Genomic DNA, 25094 nt, shown 5'->3' on the forward strand with positions numbered 1-25094 from the left:
CAGGTTTTTTTTTCCTTTTACTTATGCACCACCACCAGCTTCTGGTTCACAAACTCTTTGATCCCCAGATCCGACAGCTCGCGTCCGTAACCGGAGCGCTTCACGCCGCCGAACGGCAGCTCTGGCGCGGTATCGGTGAGCCAGTTGATATACACCATCCCGGTCTCAATCCGCGACGCCATCTTCTTCGCGCGCTCGATATTCTGGCTGAATACCGCCCCACCCAGGCCGTAGTGTGAGTCGTTCGCCAGCGCGACCGCCTCGTCGTCGTTTTTTACCACGTACATCTGCGCCACCGGGCCGAAGAACTCTTCGAAGTACGCCGGGTTGTCGCGCGAGATATTCGTCAGGATCGTCGGTTCGAAGAAGCTCCCCTCACGCTGCACCGGCTTGCCGCCATAGTGCAGCGTCGCGCCGTTTTTCACCGCCTCGTTGACCTGTTTGGTCAGCGTTTCCAGAGCATCTTTGGACGACAGCGGCCCCAGCGTGGTGCTTTCGTCGAGCGGATCGCCAATCTTCACCTGCTTAAACGCCTCGGTGAATTTGCTCAGGAAGGTGTCGGCAATCTTTTCATGCAGGATAAAGCGCTTCGCCGCGGTACAGACCTGCCCGGCGTTGTTGAGGCGCGCATTCACGCCAGTCTTGACGGCTTTGTCCAGGTCCGCGTCGTCCAGCACTACGAAGACGTCGTTACCGCCCAGCTCCAGCGTGGATTTCTTAATGTGCTTCGCCGCCTGCGCGGCCACCACGCTGCCGGCTTTTTCAGAGCCGGTTAATGCGGCACCCTGCACGCGATCGTCGGCAATGATGTTCGCCACCTGTTCGGACGAAATAAACAGGTTAGTCCATGCACCTTCCGGCGCGCCCGCCTCGCGGACCAGGTGGGCAAAGGTCTCGGCGCAGTGCGGCACGATGCTGGCATGCTTGGCGATAACGGGGTTACCCGCCGCCAGGTTTGGCGCCAGAACGCGCATCAGCTGGTAATACGGGAAGTTCCACGGCTCAACGGCCATCAGCACGCCGATGGGGTGATGTTCCACCCACGCTTCCCCGAGTTCGGATTGATACTTCACCGGGGCCAGGAACTGCTTCGCGTTGTCGGCGTAGTAGCGGGCGATCTGCGCGCACAGCTTCACTTCGCCACGGCTCTGTTCGATGAGCTTGCCCATCTCCTGGCTGGCAATTTTCGCCAGCTCCTCGGTGCGCTCGTCGATCAGGTCGGCAAGCTTATGCAGCACCGGCAGGCGCTGATTGATGTCGCCTTTCGCCCAGTCCGAATGGTAAAGCGCATCGGCCGCCTTCAGCGCCGCTTCGATATCCGCGTCGGTATGCGAGGGGTATTCTTTGATGAGCTGGTTAGTGGCAGGATTTACTGTCTGATAAGCCATGTCGAATCTCCTTGTTTTACCGCTTAGGGTATTAAGGGTAGTCAACATGACTGGCTGTGGACGTAAAGTTGGGTATATCCGGAAGGTTCTTAATGAAGCGCTGCAAGACGGTTCGCTGACGTGGTATAAAAAACGTCCAGAAGGAGTTCATATGACCGATACCCGACACATCCGGCAGACTTTTCACCGCGCCTCAGGCCTTGAGCTGCGCAGCACGTGGCAGAGCACGCAGGCGTACAAACGTCACAGTCACCCTCAGCTCTCTATCGGCGCGATTATGGATGGCCAGACCTGCTGCGTGTGCCATGACAGAGAATACATCCTTAACCCCGGGGACCTCATTGTGATCCCGGCCTCTGCGCCGCACAGCTGCAACCCCGTCGCCGGGCAACCGCGCAGCTACCATATGCTCTATATCGACACCGATATTCCTCTGGCGTTACAGGTGATTCGCGACCCTGCGCTGTTTAAGCGCTACCTGGATATTGTTGAGGCGATGTCGCCTGTATCCGTGGACACGCTGCTTTCAGCCCTGCCCCGCTGCGTGACAAACTCAGATGCGCTTCGCTCAACCAGCCAGCACGTGCGGCAGGCGTTTCTTGCCGACCTGGCCGCACCGCCTTCGCTTGACGAACTTGCCCAGCGATTCTCGCTGCGCAAGGAGACGCTGATCCGCATCTTCCGACAGGATACCGGCCTGACGCCGGGCAGCTTCCTCAACATCTCCCGCGTGGAGTTCGCCAAAGCGCGACTGCGTGCCGGGGACGACATTGCCGACGTTGGCTACCAGAGCGGGTTTGCCGACCAGAGCCATTTTCATAAGACCTTCGTCAGCTATACCGCCGCCACGCCGCGCCAGTACGCGACGGGCCGATCAATATCTGACAATAAATAACGTTGGCATCACCGTAGCCTGACCTCAGATTGTTAACCGAGGTTGCTATGGAACTGTTCTTCCCTTCCGCTTTTCTCGCCCTGGCGCTGGCGCATTTTGTCGCCCTGTTAAGCCCGGGGCCGGACTTCTTCCTGCTGGTGGGCTACGCGGCGCGCTACCGACTGCGCGGCAGCGCCGGATTGTGCGTCGGCATCGCCGCGGGTAACGCGCTTTATATTGTTCTGGTGATTATCGGCTGGAGCGCGCTGCGCCAGTTTGCCTGGCTGTTTACGCTGATAGAGCTTTGCGGGGCGCTGTACCTGCTGTGGATCGGCTCGCATCTGGTGCGAAGCCAACCGCAGGCGATGAGGCTGCATGAAACCCATCAGCGCTGCCCCTCGCTGCGCAAGCAGATCCTGCTGGGGCTCGGCTCGGCGCTGCTTAATCCGAAGAACGCGCTGTTCTATCTGGCGCTGATGACGGCGTTGCTGGGGCCGGACGTGACGCTGCTTCAGCAGGCGACGTGCGGCGTCTGGATGGTGACGGTGGTGCTGGCGTGGGATCTGGCGCTGGTATCGCTGATGGGGCTATCGTCGGTGCAACAGAAGCTCAGCCGTGCGCTGTGGCTGATAGAGCGCACGGCGGGGGTGGTGCTGATGGGGTTTGGCGGGTGGGTGCTGTGGCGGGTGATATGAAAGAATCTTATCAGCCGTTTTCTATGCCCCTAACCGATAATCCCAGTCATCCATGTGAATAACGTTACCGTCACGGTAATGCCAGGTTATCTTTTCATAACGAAGCAAAACAAGCTCAAGATGCCCCTGTTTTTCATGGTAAGTCTCTTTCACGTCATGCATTAATGAAAACACCGTGACGACCTTCACCGCTTCCAGCGTTATCGTGAAATAGATGTCTTCCTGACCGGCATCATTGATTCTGTACAGGTCGATAGTCGCTTTTCTGAACGTACCGCCCGTGCTGAGTGCTTTATAGAGAAAAACGCTGGAGGCATCTATTTCTTTCTCAATCAGAAAGGGACGATGCTGGCGTTTGCTCAATGCTCTGCCATTATGCAGGTCAGAATTATAGCTTACGTTATGATAGAGCCCTAAAACCTCAATCTGGTTTTCACGACCATTAACTTTCACGCTGCCTTTTATGTTATTACCTGCATCGTCAGTTAATGACATATATCCCGGAATGGCCATTTACATATCCTTATCGAATGGAACAGAGTGTTCAACAGTTGATATCATAACGGCGAGACATCTTTTACCCGGCGGGCTTTTTATTTTGAACATCTCCCTGATTGAATCCACAAAAAGCTTATTACTTTCTGCCTCTGTTTCGGGGAAATTATCAAACGCGCAAATTTGTTCAATAGTGAGTAATGGTTTATCGTCTTTTAAGATTGCTAAGACACCTTGAGGATTATGTGGGATAGCTTCAGAAAGCGCTGCTTTTAAGTCTTCAGCCGTACTGGCGTCCACGCCCGGCTCAAGCGCACTCGCGACAGCTAACCATTTCTGATTTCCTTTGCTAATCTCTGGGATAACATGATTCCACCATTCCGACTCATCGCTATCATTAGCATATAATTGTGCAACAACATGCCTGGCGCCTTTGCCGTTTATCATCTGCAAGATCTGTTCAGGAGTGTGGTTTTTGGCAAATAACCCCATCGGTAAGCACAAGAAGAATAGCGCAATAATATACTTCATTATCGCACCACCAGTATTGTATCACCCGAATCATAAATCATATGACGTTTGTCCTGGCCGTTCATAATGATGCAACCAGCTGATGCTGATCCTGGTGGCTGACCTTTTTTATCGCCATGAATTTGAAAATGATCCCTACCAAAGGTATTGGTCCCGGCTATAGGCTCAAGAATAATGGCCTCTGCACTTTTATGATTATTCCACCCGGCGATAAAATAAATACCTCTTGGAATAGGCCCTCTGTTTCGTTGACTTTCACACTCTGGCTTATCTTTCGATTCACCCGCACCGCTGTAGCAGTTAGCAACAAACTCACCATTATGGCTCAATACCCCCGTCGAAACTTTATACTCCCATGTCATCAATACCGTCTCCTTTCATAAATAGTCCTTTATCTTATGGCTAATAAGAGCGTTAAAATGACAACGATGGTCACAAAACATGACGTCCGAAAATAAATAAGCACAAAAAATATAGAAAAATTAATAATAGATAATTTTGATGTATATAATTTTTATATAAAAGCCGTGTGTTCAGGCAGAGATTGCGTCTACCCTTTCACCAGTTTTGCACTTTTGGTTCACTTGCCTCTATCCTTAACCCATGGAAAAAATAGCTGAACTCAAACGCGCCAAGCTGCTGGCGCTGTCGCTGCTGCTGGTTGCCGCCGCGGCCTTTATCACCACCCTGTTCCTGCCGCAGACCTTCTGGGTGCGCGGCGTCAAGGCCATTGCCGAGGCGGCGATGGTCGGCGCGCTGGCGGACTGGTTTGCGGTGGTCGCGCTTTTCCGCCGGGTGCCCATTCCCTTTATCTCGCGCCATACGGCGATCATCCCGCGCAATAAAGACCGGATTGGCGACAATCTCGGCCAGTTCGTGCAGGAGAAGTTTCTGGATACCCAGTCGCTGGTGGCGTTGATCCGCCGCTATGAGCCCGCACAGATGATTGGCGCCTGGTTCAGCAAGCCCGACAACGCCCAGCGCGTCGGGCTGCATCTGATGCAGGTGATGAGCGGTTTTCTCGAACTGACCGATGACGGGCGCATTCAGCGCCTGCTCAAACGCGCGGTGCATAAGGCCATCGACAAGGTCGATTTCACCGAAACCAGCGCCGTGATGCTGGAGAGCATGACCAAAAACAACCGTCACCAGGTGCTGCTGGACGCCATCATCAACCGCCTGATTACCCTGATTCAGCGGGAAAGCACGCGGGACTTTATTGCCGACCAGATTGTCCACTGGCTGAAGACCGAGCATCCCCGCAAGGCGATGGTGCTGCCCACGGAGTGGCTGGGCGATCAGAGTGCGGAGATGGTATCGAGCGCGGTCAACACGCTGTTGGACGATATCAGCCACGACCGCACGCACCAGATCCGCCAGGCGTTTGACCGCGCCACGCTGAAGCTTATCGACAACCTGAAAAACGATCCGGAGATGGCGGCAAAAGCCGACAACATTAAGCACTACCTGAAAAACGACGAGGCGTTTAACCGCTATCTGGGGGAGATGTGGGCCGACCTGCGCCAGTGGCTGAAGGCAGATATGCAGAGTGAGGACTCGCGCGTGAAGCAGCGCATCGCCAACGCCGGGCTGTGGTTTGGCGAAACGCTGACAAACGACGCCAGCCTGCGGGCATCTCTGAACGAGCATCTGGAGCAGGCGGCGCACCGCCTCGCGCCGGATTTTGCCGCGTTCCTGACGCGCCACATCAGCGACACGGTCAAAAGCTGGGACGCCAAAGACATGTCCCGCCAGATTGAGCTCAACATCGGAAAAGATCTTCAATTCATCCGCGTCAACGGTACGCTGGTGGGCGGGACGATTGGCCTGATCCTGTTTTTACTCTCGCAGCTGCCTGCCGTGCTGGGACATTAATCTACTTTGGGCGGCGCGATGACGTAGCGCGTCGCCTCGAAGCGGTTGAGGATCAGGTGCACCAGAAAGACCATCGTCAGCGTCGCCACCAGCGAAAAGGTGACGGAGGTGATGCGGTACAGATCGCTGAACACCAGGTCAGTGTCCGGGTGCATGTTCTGCCCGAACATTATCCCGATGGTGGTGATGCTGGAGAACCCCACGCCCGCCCCGACCTTCTCCATTACGTGCAGGCGCGCGCCAAACGCCAGCCCAAGGCCGATCAGCGGCATCATCAACAGCATATGGCTGCTGTGATCGTAGAGGATCAGCTGCACCACCAGAATATAGAGGCAGCCCAGCACCACGCCGACCACGCGCCAGATGGAGCTCATCACCGCGCCGCGATAGTGCATCGGGAACAGGATCAGAATCCCTGCCATCAGCGCCGAGAGCGAATCGCTTAAGTCGCTAATCTGAAACACCACGAAAATCATCGTCGCGACGCTGCCGGAGAGCAGCGACTCGTGGCGCACGCGGGCGTCGTCTTTCTCAATCAGCGGCGGCGGCTTGCGGGGCTCCACGTCCGGCAGGAGGTAGTTCATCAGCGCGCTCAGGCACACCGCCATCACGCTGGCTTCGATGTTCGAGAACAAAAGCGTATGCCAGTTGGTGGTGGGGTAGCTCATAAAGTTGAGCATCACGCTCTGGCACACCACGCCCATGGACCCGAACAAAAACAGCGGCCCTTTACTCATAAAGCGAAAGCGCATCACGTAGAGGGCGAAGACCACCAGCGTCATGATCGCCGGCCATTGCGACAGATAGCCGATGATAATTACCATTTCGACGCAGTTAAGCGATGCGCTGAAGATAAACTGCTTCGCCACGTGGCGGTTAAACACCGGCACCAGCGACAGCAGCATGATCGGGTAGACCACGAAAAACACGCCGTAGCGGGTGTTGTAGAAGCTCGAGATGCTCAGCGCAATCATCCCGGCAAAGACGATGCGCAGGGTCTGGCGAAAGTCGTTTGCCGTGTAGACGATGTTACCGTGCGGGGTAAATACTCGCGCCAGGGTGCTAATAGACATAGTGAAGCAGGCTCACCAGGTGGATTTGCATCCCGGAGAAGAAGCGCGCAAACGGCCCTTCGCTGTTGTAAAGCTGCACGGTCGCGCGGGCGCCGGTCGGCAGATGCTTCGGCAGCGGCTCATCCAGCGAGACGTGAATGCGCATGCGCTGGGCATCGCGCACCCAGCGGTTAGAGGTTTCCGGCTCGGAGAGCTGGCCATTAACGGCCTCCTGACCTGCCAGGATCCCCGCGTCGCTGCTGGTGACGTGGGCGCGGAAAACGTGTCCCGGGAAGGCGTCAAACACCACGGCCGCATCGGTGCCCTGATGGGTATGGCGCAGGCTCTTCTCACGGAAATCGGCCACGATATCGGTCTGGTTGTTTACCAGCGCCAGCGCGGCGGAACCGGAGGAAGCGTAGAAGCCCGGGCTCAGCTGCAGGTTACTGACCGTGCCGTCCGCCTGGGCGTAGACCTTCGTCCAGCCGAGGTTCAGCTCTGCTTCATCCAGCGCGTTGCGGTATTTTTGCAGCGTCACGTTGCGGTGTTCTTCGCGCTCACCACGCTGGATGCGCAGGTTGCGGATGTTGGCCTGAATCGTGCTGACGGACTGCTCGCTGCTCTGCCAGGTGGTGCGAACCTTATCCAGATCCGCCTGCGAGACGTTCTGCAGGGTGCTCAGCTTCTGGTAGCGATCAAAGGTCACTTTGTCGTTACGCGCGGTCAGCACGGCGGTTTTCAGGCTGGCCTGCGCGGCAGCGATCTGCGCATCCAGCTGTTCGTTGGACAGGCGTGCCTGCTCGAGCGCGATTTGCGCCGCTTCTACCTTATTGCGAAACGGCGTGTCGTCGAGTTCAAACAGCAGATCGCCTTTCTTCACCTGGCTGTTGTTATGGACATGTACCGCCGCCACGTAACCGGAGACGCGCGGAGACACCGGCGTCACCACGCGCATCACGGTGGAGTCCGGCGTCAGCGGGATCCAGATATCCGCGACGATAAAGTAGACAAACATCAGCAGGAAAGAGGCAATACTCACCCTTACCCAGCGGGCAAACTTTTGTTCAGGGGTCATTATTTTTCGGTCTTGTTATCTTCTTCGCGGATTGTCCGCAAATTGCAGGCGATTTGATTCAACGTGGCGCTGAAAATGTCGAGATGTTCCGGCGCGATGTTTTGCGATACGCGCGCCTGATACGTCTCAATCACCTGAGTGAGCCTTTTTAATATGGCTTTTCCCTCAGGCGTCAGCGTCAGAAGCCGGATGCGCTTGTCATAAGGCGATGTGGTGCGCAGCAGGTAACCCTGTTTTTCCAGCTGTGTCAGGGTGCGCATCAGCGGCGGCAGTTCAATGCCCTGCACCTCCGCAAGCTCACTCATTGAGACGTTATCCCCGAGCTGATGAAGCTGCATCATCACCGTCCAGCTCGACTGGGTTAACCCGGTATCGAGAATGGCGTCGTCGATGACGGCACGCCACTGGCGCACGATCATCGCCATCCGCATGCCCATCGGCCTGCGGCAGAACAGTTCTTCTTCACTCATGGGGAACCTCTCGTCACACGCGGTCAAGATAATAGTTATCAGGGTAACTATCAAGAAACGAGAAGTTAAAGCGCAGGAATTGCGAAAGGTGTTACTGGAGGCGATGTACGCGTAGGCCCGGTAAGCGCAGCGCCATCGGGGGTTTTTAGCGGCTAAAAAGCCTCTTAACAGCAGCCTTTCCCGACGCCGTCACCACCACCTCCCGATACCCCGCCACCCGCTGGATCCAGCCTTTACTTTCCAGATGGTCGAGCAGCAACGCACCGGCTTCTCCGCCCAGGTGAAACCGTCGCTCGCTCCAGTCCAGGCAGGCGCAGCAGGCCTTCCGGCGCGGATGCGCGCTTAACGGAATACCGAGCGCCAGGAACTGCTCCCTGCCATAGAGGGTCAATGCGGAACCGTCAGCCTCCAGCCAGCCTTCCGCCTGCATGAAATCATAGATCTGCACCGCCACGGCGCCTGCGAGATGGTCGTAGCAGGTCCGGGCTTCACGCATGGCTTTCGGCGCGCTGGTTTCCGGCGGGGTAATGCGGCTCCACGAAAGCCCCATCATCTGTTCCACCAGCGCCGCCACGTCGTGCCCGGCAAGACGATAATAGCGATGCCGCCCTTGCGACAGCCAGGTAATCAACTGCCCTTCAACCAGCCGGGCAAGATGCCCGCTGGCGGTCGACGGCGCAACGTCTGCCGCCGCGCTCAGTTCAGTGGCCGTCCACGCACGCCCGTCCATTAGCGCACAGAGCATCTTCACGCGCGACGGATCGGCCATGGCAGCCGCCACCGCGGCAATCGCCTTTTCCAGCATCGCGCTGTTATCGGGGGGTAAACTCGTCTTAAGCATGGGCCGCCCAGGGTTCGGTGATCTCTGCGGCCAGCTTATCATCATCCGTCAGCAGAATAAGGTGATTCGCATGGTCGCTGTACTGAGTCAGGATAGACACGCCGCGTGCCCTCCGGTTTCGGAACTGTATTCCCGCACCAGCTGCGCCACCCGAATACGGTAGAAAGAAAAAATCGACGCCCGCCCTTCGGCCTGCGCCGCCTGATGAAAGACGTTCTGCTTCCAGCGGCGGACGGCCTCTTCATCCCGCCACCAGGAAAGGGACAGGATTTTGCCGTCGGTGGTCAGGCTCTGGAACCGTTCGATATCAATAAAGCCGTCGATGTCCGCCAGCAGCGGCTTAAGCTCTGCGGCAAGCTGAAGATAGCGCGCCTGATGGGCAGGCGCGGCTTTGGCTTCGAAAAGGACTGCGATCATGGTTTTCTCTCCGTTGTGATGTTGGGGAGAGAATGCAGGAGGGAAAAGCACAATGCTTCGGCAAGGAGCGAAGCGTTGTGCCGGATGGCGCTGCGCTTATCCGGCCTACGGCTCATGTAGGCCCGGTAAGCGCAGCGCCACCGGGCGGGTTTTAGCCCACCATCGACCTCGGCTCCATAAACGCCCGAATTCCCCACTCGCCCATCTCGCGCCCCACGCCGGAGTGTTTGAAGCCACCAAATGGCGCTTTCGGTTCATGAGCCAGGGTGTTCACCAGCACGCGACCGGAAACAATCTGCTGTGCCACGCGTCGCGCGCGGTCCACATCGCCGCCCAGCACCATCGCGCTCAGGCCGTACTCGGTATCGTTGGCAATGGCGATCGCCTCCGCCTCGTCCTGATAAGGGATGACGCACAGCACCGGGCCGAAAATCTCGTCGCGGGCAATGGTCATCCGATTGTTCACGTCGGCAAACAGCGTCGGACGCACGAACCAGCCCTCCTGCGTGCCGTCCGGTCGCCCTTCGCCGCCCGCCAGCAGGCGCGCCCCTTCTTCGATTCCTTTGCGGATATAGCCCTGCACCCGCAGCCACTGCTTTTCGCTGACCATCGGGCCGACGTCTGTCGTGCTGCTGCGCGGGTCGCCGGATTTCACCGCCGCCACGGCCTGCGCCAGCGCGGTTTCGATCTCCGCCTTGCGCGAGTAAGGCACCAGAATGCGCGTCCCGGCCACGCACGCCTGCCCGCTGTTCATAAACCCGGCCTGGATCACCAGCGGGATCGCCTGCGCGAGATCCACATCATCCAGCAGGATCGTCGGCGATTTACCGCCCAACTCCAGCGTGACGCGCTTAAAGCTTTCCGCCGCGTTGCGCAGGATCGCCTTGCCGGTATTCGTGGAGCCGGTAAACGAGATTTTTGCCACGTCCGGATGACGGCTAATCGTTTCGCCCACCGTCTCGCCGCGTCCGGTGACGATGTTAAACACGCCCGGCGGCAGCGCGGCGTCGCGCAGCGCTTCGGTGACAATCTGCGTTTGCAGGGCGCTCATTTCGCTCGGCTTGATGACCGCCGTGCAGCCCGCCGCCAGCGCGGCCGCCAGTTTGCCGCAGATAAACCCCGCATCGCTGTTCCACGGCGTAATCAGCCCGGCCACGCCGAGCGGCGTCATCTGCACCGTTGCGGCACCTGCTGGAGTGACAAACTCAAACGCCTCAAGCGCCTCGATGGCCTGAGCAATCACCTCTGCCGGATAGCTGGCCATCCACGCCGAGCGCGAGGCGGGCGCGCCGTACTCCTCAACAATCGCATCCAGCAGCGCATCGTGACGGGCGGCCACGGCGGCGTGCATGCGCTTCAGCGCGGCGATGCGTTCCTGCTTTGTGGTCCGGGACCACGCCGGAAACGCCGCTTTCGCCGCCGCAACGGCGCGCGCTGCGTCAACCTCATCCGCCAGACGAACCTGACCGATGACCTGCGCCGTCGCCGGGTTGTACAAATCAAACCACTCGGCACCGTGTGGGGTAACAAATTCGCCGTTAATAAAGATCTGTTCGATAGTGTGCATATAAACCTCCTCAGGCTGTGTGAGCCCAGTCTGTCACGGCTTCTCCGTTGCGATAATCCACGCTATGCTGCAAGGGTTGTTTCGATTTTCAGGATAATCTATGCATCGTTCAGGTCTGACAGAGCTGGAAGTGGTGATGGCGGTGGTGCGGCGCGGCAGCTTTCGCGGTGCGGCGCAGGAGCTGGGGATGTCCGCCACGGCGGTCAGCAACGCCATCGCCGGGCTGGAGAGCCGCCTTGAGACGCGACTTTTCAACCGCACGACCCGCAGCGTGGCGCTCACCGACGCCGGGCAGCGCTACGTGGCGCGTATCGGCCCGGCGCTGCAGGAGATCCGTCTCGCCGGGGAGGCGATCCACAGCGACACCGGGGAACCCGCCGGCACGCTGCGCCTCAACGTGCCGAACCATATCGGCACGCTGTTTCTGGACCAGCTGCTGATCGACTTCATGATCCGCTACCCGAAAATGCGCGTGGAGACGGTGAGTGAAGCAAGGATGATCGACATCGTCGCCGAAGGCTATGACGCGGGGATCCGTCTTGAGGAGTCCGTCCCGCAGGACATGATCGCCGTGCCGCTGACCGGTGAGATCCGCCAGCTCGTCACCGCCACGCCGGACTATTTCGCCCGTCACGGCATACCCGAGACGCCGGACGATCTGCTTTCACATCAGGGGATCGGCATGCGTATGGCCCACGGCGGGATCTACCGCTGGGAGCTGGCACGTCGGGGTGAAACGTACGCGCTTGCCGTGCCGCCGCGCTTTGCGACGTCCGATCTTTTTGCCTCGATCCGCGCCGTAAAAGCGGGGTTAGGGGTGGGATTTTTACCGGAACTCTATATTCAGGACGAGCTGAAAAGCGGGGAGCTGGTGAGCGTCTTAAACGACTGGGCGCAGCCGTTTGCCGGGCTGCGCCTGTACTACCCAGGCCATCGCCACGTCCCGCCGGGACTGCGGGCGCTGGTGGCGATGATCCGCGAGCGCGGGATTATTCCAGGTTAGCCTTATTCAGCCCGTACGCCGCGTCCAGCGAGCCGGGCGCCATGCGGGAGGTGATCCCCAGACGGTTCCAGGCGTTGATCGCCACGATGGCGAAGTTCAGCTCTGAAATCTCCACGTCCGAGAAGTGCTCCGCCACGCTGCGGTAGAGCGCATCGCTCACGCCGTGAACGCCAATCTGGGTCAGCGCTTCGGTGAAGGCCAGCGCCGCTTTCTCGCGGGCGCTGAACAGCGGGGACTCGCGCCAGGCCGCCAGATGGTACAGGCGCAGCTCGCGCTCGCCGGCGATTTTCGCCTCTTTTGAGTGCATATCCAGACAGAACGTACAGCCGTTCAGCTGCGACACGCGAATGTCGATCAGGTGCTTCAGCGCCGGGTCGATGGAGGTTTTTGCCACCTCCATGCTCAGGGCAGACAGCGCGTTGGCGAGGGCAGGTGTAGCTTTATGGTGGTTAACGCGAGTGCTCATGGTCTTTCCTCTTTTTGTGCGGCATGTGTCATGCGATGAGGCAAATCTACGCCGTTCATGACATAGTAAAAAGATACAAAAAGCGTGAAATGAGGTAGGACATGAAGCCGGGCTATCACGAGATTTATTCCCGCTATCGCGACAACATCATGCGCGGCGTGCTGAAGCCGGGCGATAAGGTGCCTGCCATCCGCGTGCTGGCGGAAGAGCTGAAGGTGGCGCGTAAAACCGTCGAAACGGCGTATGCCATTCTGACGGGTGAAGGGTATCTGGTGAGCCAGGGGGCGCGCGGCACGCGGGTTAACCCGGACCTCCTGCTGCCGGACAAGCATGCCCCGGCGGAGCAGCCCACCGGTACGCTTCCGGCCTCGCTCATCAGCCAGCGCGAGCGGGCGGGGTTTCTGCGCCCCGGCATCCCCGCCCTCGACAGCTTCCCGTATAAAAAGTGGCTGCTGCTGGCGGGCCAGGCGACGCGGGCCATGCGTCAGGAGGAGATGCTCAACCCGCCGGTGCTGGGCTGGTATCCGCTGCGCCAGGCCATCGCCAGCTACCTCAACATCTCGCGCGGCTTGTCCTGCACCGCTGAACAGGTGTTGATCACCAGCGGCTACAGCGGCAGCCTGCGGCTGATCCTCGATACCCTCGCCAGCCGCAGCGACAAGGTGGTGTTTGAGGATCCGGGTTATTTTATGGGCCAGCAGCTGCTGAAGCGGATCGTGCCGCGCCTGCACACGGTGCCGGTCGATCGCTGCGGCATCGACACGCACTACCTGCTCCGCCACCATCGCGACGTCCGTTTTGCCATCGTCACCCCGTCGCACCAGAGTCCGCTGGCGGTCACGCTCTCGCTGCCGCGCAAGCAGCAGCTGCTCGACTGGGCCAGCCAGAACGAGGCGTGGATTATCGAAGACGATTACGACGGAGAGTTTCACTATACGCGCAAGGTGCTGCCGTCGCTGAAAAGCCTCGACCAGCACGACCGGGTGATTTTTATGGGCTCCTTCAGTAAAACCATTATGCCGTCGCTGCGCATGGGCTACGTGGTGATGCCCGCCAGCACCGTCGGGGCCTTTACCGACTGCGCGGACATCACCACCAGCGGCCAGCCGGTGCTGACGCAAAAGATCCTCACCGCGTTTCTCAACGAAGGGCATTTTTTCCGTCATCTGAAAAAGATGCGCGCGCTGTATCAGACCCGCCGCGACTGGATGATTGCCGCCCTGCAGGAGGTGTATGGCGATCTGTTTTTCACCGAGCAAAACGACGGTGGGATGCATATCGTGGCGTTCCTGACCAAAGGAAGCCGTGACCGGGAAGTGGCGCGCTGCTGGCAGGAACAGCAGCTGCAGGTCAATGCGCTCTCGGAGTGGTATCGCGGGTCGGGCAAACGCTACGGGCTGGTGATGGGCTATAACAACGTGCGGACGTATCAGGAGGCGGTGGAGCTGCTGGAAAGGCCGAAGCGGCAGACGCTTGCGCTGTTGCGCTGAAAATCGCCCGGTGGCGCTACGCTTACCGGGCCTACGGGATCGAGTAGGCCGGGTAAGGCGCAGCCGCCACCCGGCGACGACGTGGATCACACATCATATCGCGATAACCCAACGTCCTTGAGTTGCTCGTCGCTCATCTGGCTCAGGATGCGGCGGGTGCGGTTGATGCGATACCAGTTACGCAGCGTTTTCGCGATCCAGACAAACACAACAAACGGACGTTTTGAACGATTCTCGTAGAATTCCATGATGCTCTCCTCACTGTGTCAGTGGGGTTATCATCCCGGAAATCGGCCTGTGCAATACAGATGCAAAAACAACTTTTGTTTAACATACAGATCCGCTAAAACAGTATCTGCATGGCAATTTTCGCAGCAATCTGTACTGGTTTTATAATCTGTATGATGAAAACAGAGGATACAGCATGACGCGCTATCAACATCTCGCCAACCTTCTGGCAGAACGCATTGAACAAGGGCTGTATCGCAGCGGCGAACGTCTGCCGTCGGTGCGCGCGCTGAGCCAGGAGCACGGCGTGAGCATCAGCACCATACAGCAGGCCTATCAGATCCTCGAGAACCTCCAGCTGATCACGCCTCAGCCGCGCTCCGGCTATTTTGTCTCGCCGCGCAAGGCCCAGCCGCCCGTACCGGCAATGACGCGCCCGGTGCAGCGCCCGGTGGACGTTACCCAGTGGGATGAGGTGATGATGCTGCTGGACGCCCGCGCCGACAAAGAGATGATCTCCTTCGGCGGCGGTTCGCCGGACATTAACCAGCCGAGCCTGAAGCCCCTGTGGCGCGAGATGAGCCGCATCGCGCAGCATAACCCCGGCGAGATGCTGAGCTATGACGTGCTTGACGGGCGCCTGGAGCTGCGCGAGCAGATCGCCCGCCTGATGCTGGACGGCGGCTCCACCGTCTCGGCAAGCGACATTGTGATCACCAACGGCTGCCACGGCGCGCTGTCGATCGCCCTGCTGTCGGTGTGCAAACCGGGGGATATCGTGGCGGTGGAATCACCGTCGTTTCCCGGCACGATGCAGATGCTGCGCGGGTTTGACATCAAGGCGATTGAAATTCCCACCGACTCTGAAACCGGGATCAGCATCGAAGCGCTAGAGCTGGCAATGGAGCAGTGGCCGATCAAGGCGGTGATCCTGGTGCCCAACTGCAATAACCCGCTCGGGTTTATCATGCCGGAGGCGCGGAAAAAGCAGGTGCTGGCCCTCGCCCAGCGGCACGATATCGTGATTGTCGAGGATGATATTTACGGCGAGCTGGCGGCGGAGTACCCGCGCCCGCGCACCATTCATTCCATGGATATCGACGGCCGCGTGATCCTCTGCAGCTCGTTTACCAAAACCGTGGCGCCGGGCCTGCGCGTCGGCTGGATTGTGCCGGGACGCTACTACGACCGGGTGATGCACATGAAATACGCCGCGGGCGGGTTTAACGTGCCGGGCACGCAGATGGCGGTGGCGGCGTTTATCCGCGACGGCCATTACCATCGCCACGTGCGGCGTATGCGCCAGATTTATCAGCAGAATATGGAAACCTACACCTGCTGGGTGCGGCAGTATTTTCCGGCAGAAATTTGCGTCACGCGCCCGCAGGGCAGCTTCCTGCTGTGGGTGGAGCTGCCGGAAAATGTGGATATGGTGTGCGTCAGCAAGCAGCTGTGCCGGCTGAAAATCCAGGCCGCGGCCGGGTCGCTGTTTTCCGCCTCCGGGAAGTACCGCAACTGCCTGCGGATCAACGTGGCGCTGCCGCCAACGGAGAAACATCGCGAGGCGTTGAAGAAGATGGGTGAAGCGATTGTGATTGCGATGGAGGAGGGCTAGTGCGGCCTGATGCCCTCACCCCAGTCCTCTCCAACGGTTCAGTAAGTCCCTATAGCGGGCTGGTTTAGATGCCATTACTCAACCAGCCGCTGAGTTACAGAGCGCTGCCCTGCTCCTGACGTGACGGCGCGTGCGTCAGGAACTGCACCTCAACGCGGCGATTACGCTCATCGCTGGGTGAAATCCCTTTTAGCGGCTGAGAGTCGCCAAAACCGGCCACAATCACACGATGCGATTGCTGATCGTTGAGGTTCGCAATTAACAATTTACGTGCTTCACGGGCTCTGGCAGCCGAGAGCGTGTAGTTATCGTCATACACGGTACAGAACCTGGTGTAATCGATCACAGGGTTATTCACGTTGATGTTATCCGTATGCCCCTCAACAAAAACCTGAGTGTTCGTCGAACCGCTCACGAACGCCTGAATCCGTGGTGCCAGACGAGCAAGTGCATCTCTTGCCTGATCGGTGATACAGGCACTACCGCGGGCGAAGATTTTATCCCGCAGCGTAATTTTTCCGCTGGCTATATCAAACCCCACCAGCGCAGCATCTCCCTGATCCACCATCTCCTGCTGCATGCTGTGCATCATGGCATTCAGTTTCTGTTGAGCGGCTGCCTGGCCGCTGTTTTTCTCCTGCTCGCGTTTTACGTCAGCCACTTTGTTTTGCAGTACCGATAACACCAGCATCAGCATCACCACGGCCATGACCCCTGCCATTAGATCGGAAATAGAAATCCACTCATTCGGTTTATCTTTCATCGGCAATATCAGACCTCAACACGTTCGGCGACAAGCTGTTGAGCCGGGAGCAACTTATCGATGCGGGTGCACAATGCAGACACCTGAGTGGTGATCTGCTTAACGGTTTCCGGCAATGCACCAAGCTGATCGAAGGCCTCGTTAAAGCGCGTGATGTAGTGCTCCATCTTACGGTTGCCTTCGGAAACGGCGGCCAGACCGAGAGCGATCTCCTTCGTGACGCGCTGAATATAGTTTGTCATAGAGGTGACTTGTTCATTCAGCGTCAGGCTGGTTTCGGAGAATTCATCCATCGCCTGACGTTGAATTTTCGCCGCGGCTTCGGTTCTCTCTTTCACCGTGGTCATGGTTGAATCGATCTGCGAAGACATGTTGTTAACCGACTCGCTGATCTGCGAAGTGGCGGATTCCAGCTGGTTGGCCATCTGCGTCATGTTGCCGCGGAAAGACGCATCCATGCTGGCGATAGCACCGTTAAGGGAGGTTTCTATCTGGCCCATTGTCGTACTGAGCTGATGAGTAGACTCCGCCAGCTTATCGCTCATCTGCTGCACGTTGCGAGTGAAGTCGGCATTCATCTCATTCACTACCTGCGACAGCTCTTGCTTAATGCCGGTCATGACCTCACTAAGTTCGGCACCCAGCGCGGTAACCACTTTTTCCAGGCTCATCGCCGAGCCAGAGACTTGCTGCGAAGCATCACTCATAGTAGTCGCCGCCTGCTGCAGTGCTACCAGGTTCTCTTCACTTTTACGGGTGTAAGTTTCCAGCAGATTGCGCGACTGATTATTAATATCTGCGATCTCTTTTAACGCCGCCAGATGGTATTGATGACGCTGCGCTTCCTGCTCTTCACTGCGTTTTGCCTGCTGACTGAACTCCTCGCGCAACGCGACAGTTTGCAGCGCCATCGCCTCCACCAGACGCTCGGTAGCCGCGTTACGTCCAGCTTCACGCTGCTGCTGCCTGGAAGCATTTTCCTCCGCCTGCAGGGCATATTCTTCGGTCAGGGAGTGCTGCAGTTTGGCCATACACCAGTTGAGACGGCGCTCTTCATAGCCATTTTTCGACTCCCAGATTTTGAGGGCGATAAAGGCAATAATCCCCCAGGTTGAGGTTTTGAATTTCGTGCCCAGGCCCTGCATCATCTCCATCAGGTCGCGCATGGAGGAGTCCATTGCACCAATGCTGTTTCCCGCGTTATGCAAAATGCCGGAAGCTTTATCGAGCGCCAGCCCCAGCCCAAGAAAGGTTCCCAACAGACCAAGGATCAACAGCATACCCGGCATAATGGCGGCTATTTTCTCAGCTTTGGTCGCCAGTGATTGGCTCAGCTCAGCGGCCGATCCCATTTCTGCACTCACCCCCGGCTGAGCAGCCTGTAATCCACTTTGCTCCCAGGCATGCTGCCAGCGCGCTTCCTGCGCATTGCGCCTGACGGAGAGCCAGGTGTAGATTACTGCCAGCAGCATTACGCCGAAAAAGCCCATCTGCAGCGCATCAAAGCCTGGGATCAAAAAGTGGCCAATTTCAGTCAGCAGATTCATGCAACCACCTCGACGAGCAGACCCGCTTCAGTACGTTTCTGGCAATCGGCAGCAAAGATGTTGGCGAAATCGGTAATTAAGCTCTGTTCCTGCTGGGAAAGAGAAGACCAGGCGCGATCGTTTTGCGAGCAGTCGATCAGCAGTGCACCCACAATCGCCCCCTGATCGAGCAGATACGCTTTGCCTTCCGCAATCAGCTGCTGTTCTTCTTTTTCGAGCATCTGCAGAAAGCCTTCCGCCGCGTTGACGTAGCTATGGCGCGCCAGTAGATCGTCGCCTAGTTGTTCCAGATCGGCCGTATCACGCGGCAGGGTGATTTTAAGATCGTTCAGCACGCCCACTTCACCCGGTTCAAGTTCTTCGTATTTTAGCGCGCGCACCAGACGGTTATGCAGCAAACGATCTTTCGAAAGCGCGCTGTTTTTCTTCTCCCACTCCTCTTCCAGAAGCTGACGGCTTTTCTCCCATGTAATAATCATCTCTTCGAAGACAAACGGGATAATCGGCTTGCCGAATAGTCTCTGAGTGAGGTTATCCAGACGCAGAGTATCGGCATCGCTAAACTCTGCCTCCTGCTGGATCAGCGCGTTCGCGGCATAAACCATAAAGTGCATATCCGCATCGACATCACTGATGGACTTCACGGCCTGCATACGGGTTTCATAGAAGGCGAGCAGCTTTTGCACTGCACGCAGGCGCAGGAAATACTCGAAGTCCTGCAGCGTATCTCGCTTCACGGCGATATCCACTTCTGCTTTTGCGATAAGATAGCTGTTCACCAGTGCGAAAGCCGACACAGCCTCTTTCTCCTCACCACTCAACTCACCTCCCGCTTCAGCCATAGCCTGAGCATGATGGCGAGCCTCTTCAAGCTCCTGCTCCTCCATTTGTTTCTGGTGGGCGTTTTTACACCAGTTAATGACCCACTCCAGGGCTTTCTGCAGCTTTTTTACCAGCGGCTGTTTATCAAGTTTTTCCAGCCATGCCAGCGCGCGATCCAGCCCTGCCAGCGCGCTCTTTACCCATGGCAATGTGATAAAACCGCCTAGCATCTGAAGAATTTTACGTCCCGTGCCGATATGCGGCTTAATGCGTTGCCACATCTGGCTGACTTTACCAACAAAGCCTTCCGCTTTTTCTGCCATGAAACCGATCGCTTTTCCGGCAATTTCTTTTGCTTTGCTGACGACGGATGAAGCGACATCTCGTACGTACGAGACTGCAGAGCAAATACGACTCCATAAACCCATGATTCAACCCTTAGCTCAAACCGAGCATTTTTTTTGCTGTGTTAATGTGTGGTGGAACGAAAGAGGCCGCGTTCGATATCGCGTCGTAAGCATCACGAATTTGCGCAAGTGCACTTTCAAGATGCTTAAGCGTAAGTTTTTGTTCTGATTCCAGTACGGCTTTAGGTAGCGCCAGGCGCATGGCATTGCGGATATCTCGGCCAGAGAGCCCTTCGGAGAGAGACACGGCGCTTTCCAGCATCGTTTCCCGTGCATCGGCAAGCGGAATAGCGCGCACGAGCAATTTTTCCCAGATGCGAAAACGCTCCTGGCTGCCGGGTAACGTAAAACCAACATGGTGAGAGATACGGCTGAGGAATGCGCTGTCGTAGTTTTTGACGAAGTTGGTAGCAAAGATGACGATACCGGTATGCTTTTCCAGCTCAATCAATAAGGTGGAACGCATCGCGTTTACTTCATTATCAATGCCCTGAGTAACAGATGAGAGACGTTTACCCAAAAGGGTGTCTGCTTCATCAAAGAACAACACGGCCTCTTCCTCCGTGGCCTGACGGAAAAGAGCAGCGATATTTTTCGCGGTTTCACCCATAAATTTGCTTTCGAGATCGGCAATACTGACAACCATAATCTTGCGCTTAAGCGAACCTGCCAGCGCCTCTGCCGTCAGGGTTTTGCCGGTTCCTGGTGGGCCAAAAAAATTCAGCACGATCCCGTTCCCCATAGGGTCGACCGCTGCGAATTCCCATTCCACGTAAATTTTATGGAAGTGGTCAATTTTGGCTCTGGCTTCATCAAGCTGGGCAATGACCTGCGTCGTCAGCGCCACATCGTTTTCTAGCGTAAAACGGGGAATAACCGCTGATGCAAACGCCTTATTTTCTTCACCGGCTGCTTTCTCCAGGCCCTGCGTAAATTGCGGTCGAATTCGTCCCAGAGACATGTATTACCTCATTATGGGCTGTAGGAAATTTGAATTAAGTTGCTGGTGCAATATTGGTTAACGGCAGGAGCGTCGAAAACTCCAATGATATTTCCTACCGTTTCGAGCAGACCTACCAATATTGGTCAGTGAAGAGAAAATAGAGGATGGGACTGACAAAATGTGTCAGAAAAAAATATGCTTCAAGAAATAAGAAGAATACCTGGAAAAAGTTCCAGGCATCATCATGATTACGCTTTAAGAGGAAGGGGGGCGATGGAAACCAGCTCCTGGAGCAGTAGCGCGTTATCTTCCGATTTAAATAACAGACGCAAATCTTCCTGCTTACGGGTAAAGGCAAGCGACTGTGGCTCAACGCGACCGCTGATGCTCTCCTTAACTTTGCTATTACACCACTGGCGATAATGTTCCAGCGTGGCAGCATAGCGGCGTGAGTTTTCGCGCATCAGGTGCTCTGCCAGCCTGAATTTTCCGTAGCGATCGCAAAGTTGGCTCTCGATGTAGATCGCTTTTGGCACCAGATCGAGCATGAGAGTAATGAAATCCAGAACCTGTTCTAAATGCCTGTCGCTGAGTTTATCGGCAAAGGAGAGCAAGTTATCAATAAACGAGAGAACCTCGTTGCGTTCATTGCCCATTCGGACAATGAGGTGTGCCGCAACGTCATGCGTCTCATCCACCAGCGTGCGATCCAGCAACATAACGCGAGCAGACTCTACGACGCCAAAGTAGCGAGACAGTTTATCCATGTAGAAAATAACATTCTGCGCGTGCACATCTTCGGAGATCAGATCCATGCTCTGCTGCAGTTGATCAATTTTTTTCGACAAATACATGGTTTGTACCACCATTGCCCCCACGATGATCCCCGTGGAGACGCCGACTGCAGCCAGCTGAACGGTCTGTGCCATTTGTATAAGTTGTTTGATGTCGCCAATCGAGGCCGTTTCCAGCACCACCTCTTTTAGCGGAAGGTGTTGAGCGATCCCGCTTTTACCGGACATGGCGTGCCAGTACGCTACCCCATCACGAATAATGACGTGCCCGGTTTCCAGCGCGCTTTGAACCTCTTTGTACACATTCACCCAGTCGATAGTAAGCAACGTTTCCTTCATCAAAAGAAATCTCCACCTTTGTTTAGCATTTGCTGGCGCATGGCAGCAATTTGCACCACGGCAGGCAGCGTAACGCGAAACGCCGGGCCGCTGATGGCCGGGATAGTCAGTAACGCCGTAATGGCCATGCCGATCGGACCGGCAAAAATCCCAATCGCGCGTACCAGTCCCGCATTGGCGGCCAGCGCCAACCCCCTGCCCAGCACCGCTTTCGCTACGGCATTCGCTACGATCATCGCCACCTGGTAGGACATAAATCCGCCCATACGGATTGCGGTGATGATTGCCGTCAGTGCCGCACCACTAGCAAGATTCCCGTCAATTTTGAGTTCGCGACGGATGTTGCGGCGCTCTTCCTCATTCATTTTATCCCAGGAGTCAGTGAATAATTTTGCGAGAAGGGCCTGCTCAATATCGACAGTATCCGCAGAGAAATCGGTTTTAACGGAGAGTTTCTTGCATACGTCCGTCAGGATTTCTTTATAAAGCACGCCGTTACCACGGAAGAGGTTAACAAAGGTATCGCCACCGAAATGTTGTAGCTCCGCCCCGATGAGTTGCCAAACCTGCTTATAGTTTTTACCTGCATCCTGAAATGCTTTCTCACCCGTTAAGGACTCAGTGTAACGCGTCGACCCGTCTTTATCCGTGGTGAGATAGTTAACCAATACTTCCAGCATCTCGTTGTCTGAGTAGCGAAGTAGCTCCAGGTCTTGATCTGTTCTGTATTTTCCCATTATCTCTTACCAGCCGAAGGCTATTTTCAGTTTTAATTGCGTAATTATTAAGGGTGCCTGATAGGTGTTAACGGCATTTGCAGAAAAAACTGCAATGAAAACCCTTCTCTTTTTAGGTAGTACAAGAATAACCGCAGGTAATGACAGAACATGTCAGCGGAAAGCAGAAAAAAACGGCCTTAACCCGAAAGCTAAGGCCGTATTGACGGTAAACGTCACTACTCGTCGAAGTACCAGTATCCCTGGTTAATCAGCCCGGTGAGCTCCTCGACAAACGCCGGGTTTTTCAGCGCATCGCCCAGCTCGGCCTGGCCGAGTTCGGTGTAGCGGCACAGCGCATCCGCCGCCTTCGCGTCTACCGTCTCCAGCTGTTCGCTGTTGATGAAGAAGCTGCCGTTAACGTTCAGCACGCGCAGGCCGCTCAGGCGAGACAGCGTTTCGCCGCCCTGCAGCGCGTCCAGCACCTCTTCCGGCGCGTACGGCGGCTCGGCGGCGGCAATATCCAGCTCGTGACGCGGCGTGGAGACAAAGCTGCCAAACCATTTTGTGAAATCGTCCGGCTTGCCGATCATGTCGATCATCATCTGACGAATGCGATCGAGCTCGTACTGCTCCACGCGGCCCGGGTGTTCGCGACAGGTCAGATCCGGATCGCTGTAGTGCTCGCCGCCCAGATCGTTTTCCAGCGCGTAGTCGGCGAAGCTGCTGATCAGATCGCGGCCGTTCGGCCCGCGGAAGCCGACGGAGTAGTTAAGCGCCGTTTCATGGGTAAAGCCGTCGTGCGGGAATCCAGGCGGGATGTAGAGGATATCGCCCGGAGCCAGATCTTCGTCAATAATCGGCTCGAACGGATCCACATGCAGCAGCGCCGGATGCGGGCAGAACTGACGCATCGGCAGCTTGTCGCCCACGCGCCAGCGGCGGCTGCCCATCCCCTGAATGATAAACACGTCGTACTGATCGATATGCGGACCCACGCCGCCGCCCGGCACGGAGAAGGAGATCATCAGATCGTCCAGACGCCAGTCCGGCAGAACGCGGAACGGACGCACCAGCTCCGCGGCGGGCATATGCCAGTGGTTCACCGCCTGCGCCAGCAGCGACCAGCCGGTTTCGCCCAGATCGTCGAAGTGCTCAAACGGACCATTGCTGGCCTGCCATTTACCGTTGAAATGGCTCACCAGACGGCTATCGACCTCCGGCTCCATCGCCAGCCCTGCCAGCTCGTCCGGGGTAATCGGATCGACAAAATTCGGGAAGGCATTTTTCAGCACAACGGGTTGTTTTTGCCAGTATTTCTCAAGAAACTCCGGCCAGTTCAGGTTCAGTTGATACGCCATGGGTAGCACCAGTGAGAGGGTAAACAGGCGCGATTATAGGCAAGAAGGCAGAGGGGGAACTTGTCATGGGTCAAACGAGGGCGTGTAGGTCGGGTAAGGCTAGCCGCCACCCGACACGTACACGGCGGTAAAAACTTAGTCCAGCTTCAGCTCGTCATAATGGGTAATCAGTTTACCCACGATACCGTAGTCCAGCGCTTCCGCCGGGGACATCCAGAAGTTGCGGTCGGTGTCTTTTTTCACTTTTTCCAGCGGCTGGCCGGTGGCGTCAGCGATCAGCTTGTTCACGCGATCCAGCATGCGGATGATCTCGCGCGCTTCGATCTCAATATCCGTCGCCTGACCGCGCACGCCGCCCAGCGGCTGGTGGATCATAAAGCGGGTATTTGGCAGCGAGTAGCGGTGCTCTTTTTTCGCGGCCAGGAAGATGGTGATCCCGGCGCTCGCCACCCAGCCGGTGCCGATCACGTGCACTTCCGGGCGAATGAATTTGATGAAGTCGTGGATGGTGTCGCCCGCTTCCACATGGCCGCCCTGGCTGTTGATGTACAGCTTGATCGGATCGTTGCTGACGCTTTGCAGCAGGATCATCTGGGTGATCACTTTCTGCGCCAGCTCCTGGTTGATCTCACCGGAGATCACAATCGAACGGGACTCCAGCAGTTTTTGCTGCAGAGCGCCCGCGCCGTTTGACCCTTCCGCTTTATCCTTGTCGCTTTCTTTCAGTGTGTAGTGCATTGTCTTTTCCTCAGCTTGTCGCGCTCAAAACCAGAGTGTAGCCTGTTTTACCGGTGAAAGTCCTCACCGACACATCACGAGGGAACTTATGCATATTGCCCATGTTGCACTCTGGACCCGCAGCCTGAACGCCCAGGTTCAGTTCTGGGAAACGGTTTTTAATGGCCGCAGTAACGAACGCTACGTCAGTAAAAACCGTCCGGGGTTTGAATCACACTTTATTACGCTGGATGACGGTCCGACCATCGAGCTGATGACGCTGCCGGAGCTGCCCGACGCCCCGCTGCACCCGGAGTTTATCGGCTGGGCGCATATCGCCATCAACGTCGGCAGCAAGGCAAAAGTGGACAGCATGGCCGAGCAAGCCCAGGCCAGCGGCACGCTGCTCAGCGCTCCGCGCCTGACCGGAGACGGCTTTTATGAGGCGGTGATCGCGGACCCGGACGGCAACCGCATTGAGCTTGTCGGTGCATAAAAACAGCGTTTCGTTCCTTCACCGCCCCCGCCCCGGCTCGCTATACTTCATACGGTTATCATATTGTTAAATGATAATGATAGTTAATGTGTTAAGATGAAAGGCAG

At 56.8% G+C, this 25094-nt stretch carries 26 protein-coding genes and 2 pseudogenes; 7 read left to right on the top strand and 21 right to left on the bottom strand.

All coding sequences use genetic code 11. The features are described from left to right. Positions 1–17 precede the first annotated feature (17 nt). The gene (locus tag B498_RS11345) at positions 18–1388 is read right to left on the bottom strand and encodes an NAD-dependent succinate-semialdehyde dehydrogenase (RefSeq protein WP_008501316.1); all 1371 of its coding nucleotides are present in this window, start codon (positions 1386–1388) and stop codon (positions 18–20) included. Positions 1389–1539: 151 nt separating this feature from the next. Between B498_RS11345 and B498_RS11340 the strand changes: the two genes are divergently transcribed. Both B498_RS11340 and B498_RS11335 read left to right on the top strand, forming a co-directional pair. Beyond that, a complete protein-coding gene (locus B498_RS11340; RefSeq protein ID WP_008501317.1) occupies positions 1540–2283 on the top strand; it encodes a helix-turn-helix transcriptional regulator in 744 nt (247 codons plus the stop codon). A 47-nt stretch (positions 2284–2330) separates the two neighbouring features. Then, positions 2331–2957 carry a LysE family translocator gene (locus tag B498_RS11335; protein ID WP_008501318.1) on the top strand — a complete coding sequence of 209 codons (627 nt, stop codon included), beginning with the start codon at positions 2331–2333 and terminating at the stop codon, positions 2955–2957. A gap of 21 nt (positions 2958–2978) precedes the next feature. Here B498_RS11335 and tssD read toward each other — a convergent pair whose 3' ends face one another. The 3 genes from tssD to B498_RS11320 are packed head-to-tail and all read right to left on the bottom strand — an operon-like array spanning position 2979 to position 4345. Continuing rightward, the gene (gene tssD, locus B498_RS11330; protein ID WP_008501319.1) at positions 2979–3470 is read right to left on the bottom strand and encodes a type VI secretion system tube protein TssD; all 492 of its coding nucleotides are present in this window, start codon (positions 3468–3470) and stop codon (positions 2979–2981) included. Next, complete coding sequence (locus B498_RS11325) at positions 3471–3983, bottom strand: hypothetical protein (RefSeq protein WP_008501320.1); 513 nt, start codon at positions 3981–3983, stop codon at positions 3471–3473. Beyond that, complete coding sequence (locus B498_RS11320) at positions 3983–4345, bottom strand: tlde1 domain-containing protein (RefSeq protein ID WP_008501321.1); 363 nt, start codon at positions 4343–4345, stop codon at positions 3983–3985. The genes B498_RS11325 and B498_RS11320 overlap by 1 nt, the downstream gene beginning before the upstream one ends. Before the next feature lie 241 nt (positions 4346–4586). Between B498_RS11320 and B498_RS11315 the strand changes: the two genes are divergently transcribed. Then, a complete protein-coding gene (locus B498_RS11315) occupies positions 4587–5858 on the top strand; it encodes a DUF445 domain-containing protein (protein ID WP_008501322.1) in 1272 nt (423 codons plus the stop codon). On the opposite strand, the gene B498_RS11310 is transcribed toward B498_RS11315, so the two are convergent. From B498_RS11310 to B498_RS11285, 7 genes and pseudogenes are all read right to left on the bottom strand, one after another. After that, positions 5855–6931 (bottom strand): DUF2955 domain-containing protein, encoded by a 1077-nt coding sequence (locus tag B498_RS11310; RefSeq protein WP_008501323.1) that lies wholly within the window; start codon positions 6929–6931, stop codon positions 5855–5857. The two genes, B498_RS11315 and B498_RS11310, sit on opposite strands and share 4 nt — an antisense overlap. Then, positions 6921–7988 (bottom strand): HlyD family secretion protein, encoded by a 1068-nt coding sequence (locus tag B498_RS11305; protein WP_085930304.1) that lies wholly within the window; start codon positions 7986–7988, stop codon positions 6921–6923. The genes B498_RS11310 and B498_RS11305 overlap by 11 nt, the downstream gene beginning before the upstream one ends. Next, positions 7985–8455, bottom strand: coding sequence for a MarR family winged helix-turn-helix transcriptional regulator (locus B498_RS11300; protein ID WP_008501325.1), 471 nt, complete (start codon positions 8453–8455; stop codon positions 7985–7987). The genes B498_RS11305 and B498_RS11300 overlap by 4 nt, the downstream gene beginning before the upstream one ends. A 145-nt stretch (positions 8456–8600) precedes the next feature. After that, a complete protein-coding gene (locus tag B498_RS11295; RefSeq protein ID WP_008501326.1) occupies positions 8601–9296 on the bottom strand; it encodes an ArsR/SmtB family transcription factor in 696 nt (231 codons plus the stop codon). Beyond that, positions 9289–9405, bottom strand: a pseudogene (locus tag B498_RS22280) (amino acid-binding protein); the annotation flags it as partial. The pseudogene B498_RS22280 and the gene B498_RS11295, both read right to left, overlap by 8 nt. Then, positions 9384–9713 (bottom strand): antibiotic biosynthesis monooxygenase family protein, encoded by a 330-nt coding sequence (locus B498_RS11290; protein WP_008501327.1) that lies wholly within the window; start codon positions 9711–9713, stop codon positions 9384–9386. The pseudogene B498_RS22280 and the gene B498_RS11290, both read right to left, overlap by 22 nt. 151 nt (positions 9714–9864) lie before the next feature. Continuing rightward, positions 9865–11280, bottom strand: coding sequence for an aldehyde dehydrogenase family protein (locus tag B498_RS11285; RefSeq protein ID WP_008501329.1), 1416 nt, complete (start codon positions 11278–11280; stop codon positions 9865–9867). A gap of 100 nt (positions 11281–11380) precedes the next feature. Here B498_RS11285 and B498_RS11280 point away from each other — a divergent pair, with 100 nt between their 5' ends. Further along, positions 11381–12283, top strand: a complete 903-nt coding sequence (locus B498_RS11280; RefSeq protein ID WP_008501330.1) for a LysR family transcriptional regulator — start codon at positions 11381–11383, stop codon at positions 12281–12283. On the opposite strand, the gene B498_RS11275 is transcribed toward B498_RS11280, so the two are convergent. Then, positions 12270–12749, bottom strand: a complete 480-nt coding sequence (locus tag B498_RS11275; protein WP_008501331.1) for a carboxymuconolactone decarboxylase family protein — start codon at positions 12747–12749, stop codon at positions 12270–12272. The genes B498_RS11280 and B498_RS11275 overlap by 14 nt on opposite strands. Positions 12750–12850: 101 nt before the next feature. Here B498_RS11275 and B498_RS11270 point away from each other — a divergent pair, with 101 nt between their 5' ends. After that, positions 12851–14239 carry a PLP-dependent aminotransferase family protein gene (locus B498_RS11270; RefSeq protein WP_008501332.1) on the top strand — a complete coding sequence of 463 codons (1389 nt, stop codon included), beginning with the start codon at positions 12851–12853 and terminating at the stop codon, positions 14237–14239. A gap of 86 nt (positions 14240–14325) precedes the next feature. Here the strand turns inward: B498_RS11270 and B498_RS11265 are convergent, their stop codons facing one another. Next, positions 14326–14487, bottom strand: coding sequence for a DUF1127 domain-containing protein (locus B498_RS11265; protein ID WP_008501333.1), 162 nt, complete (start codon positions 14485–14487; stop codon positions 14326–14328). A gap of 176 nt (positions 14488–14663) precedes the next feature. On the opposite strand from B498_RS11265, the gene B498_RS11260 reads away from it, so the two are divergent. Next, entirely contained in the window at positions 14664–16082 is a 1419-nt protein-coding gene (locus B498_RS11260; RefSeq protein WP_008501334.1) for a PLP-dependent aminotransferase family protein, read from the top strand. A gap of 94 nt (positions 16083–16176) precedes the next feature. On the opposite strand, the gene B498_RS11255 is transcribed toward B498_RS11260, so the two are convergent. From B498_RS11255 to B498_RS11220, 8 genes and pseudogenes are all read right to left on the bottom strand, one after another. Next, positions 16177–16845 carry a flagellar motor protein MotB gene (locus B498_RS11255; RefSeq protein ID WP_008501335.1) on the bottom strand — a complete coding sequence of 223 codons (669 nt, stop codon included), beginning with the start codon at positions 16843–16845 and terminating at the stop codon, positions 16177–16179. Positions 16846–16853: 8 nt separating this feature from the next. Continuing rightward, positions 16854–18392, bottom strand: a complete 1539-nt coding sequence (locus B498_RS11250; RefSeq protein ID WP_008501336.1) for a hypothetical protein — start codon at positions 18390–18392, stop codon at positions 16854–16856. Continuing rightward, on the bottom strand, positions 18389–19642 hold the full coding sequence (locus tag B498_RS11245; protein WP_008501337.1) for a hypothetical protein: 1254 nt from the start codon (positions 19640–19642) through the stop codon (positions 18389–18391). The genes B498_RS11250 and B498_RS11245 overlap by 4 nt, the downstream gene beginning before the upstream one ends. Positions 19643–19652: 10 nt before the next feature. Next, positions 19653–20468: an ATP-binding protein gene (locus tag B498_RS11240; protein ID WP_237716803.1), complete on the bottom strand. Its 816-nt coding sequence runs from the start codon at positions 20466–20468 to the stop codon at positions 19653–19655. A gap of 344 nt (positions 20469–20812) precedes the next feature. Then, positions 20813–21697 (bottom strand): hypothetical protein, encoded by an 885-nt coding sequence (locus B498_RS11235; protein WP_008501339.1) that lies wholly within the window; start codon positions 21695–21697, stop codon positions 20813–20815. Further along, positions 21697–22434 carry a DUF3944 domain-containing protein gene (locus B498_RS11230; RefSeq protein WP_008501340.1) on the bottom strand — a complete coding sequence of 246 codons (738 nt, stop codon included), beginning with the start codon at positions 22432–22434 and terminating at the stop codon, positions 21697–21699. The genes B498_RS11235 and B498_RS11230 overlap by 1 nt, the downstream gene beginning before the upstream one ends. Before the next feature lie 218 nt (positions 22435–22652). Then, the gene (locus B498_RS11225; protein WP_008501341.1) at positions 22653–23774 is read right to left on the bottom strand and encodes a cupin domain-containing protein; all 1122 of its coding nucleotides are present in this window, start codon (positions 23772–23774) and stop codon (positions 22653–22655) included. A gap of 135 nt (positions 23775–23909) precedes the next feature. After that, positions 23910–24518, bottom strand: a pseudogene (locus tag B498_RS11220) (ATP-dependent Clp protease proteolytic subunit); the annotation flags it as partial. 82 nt (positions 24519–24600) lie between these two features. On the opposite strand from B498_RS11220, the gene B498_RS11215 reads away from it, so the two are divergent. Beyond that, positions 24601–24987, top strand: a complete 387-nt coding sequence (locus B498_RS11215; RefSeq protein WP_008501343.1) for a VOC family protein — start codon at positions 24601–24603, stop codon at positions 24985–24987. Positions 24988–25094 lie beyond the last annotated feature (107 nt).

The sequence above is a fragment of the Enterobacter sp. SST3 genome, assembly GCF_000286655.1.
GTDB classification, from domain to species: Bacteria; Pseudomonadota; Gammaproteobacteria; order Enterobacterales; family Enterobacteriaceae; genus Enterobacter; species Enterobacter roggenkampii.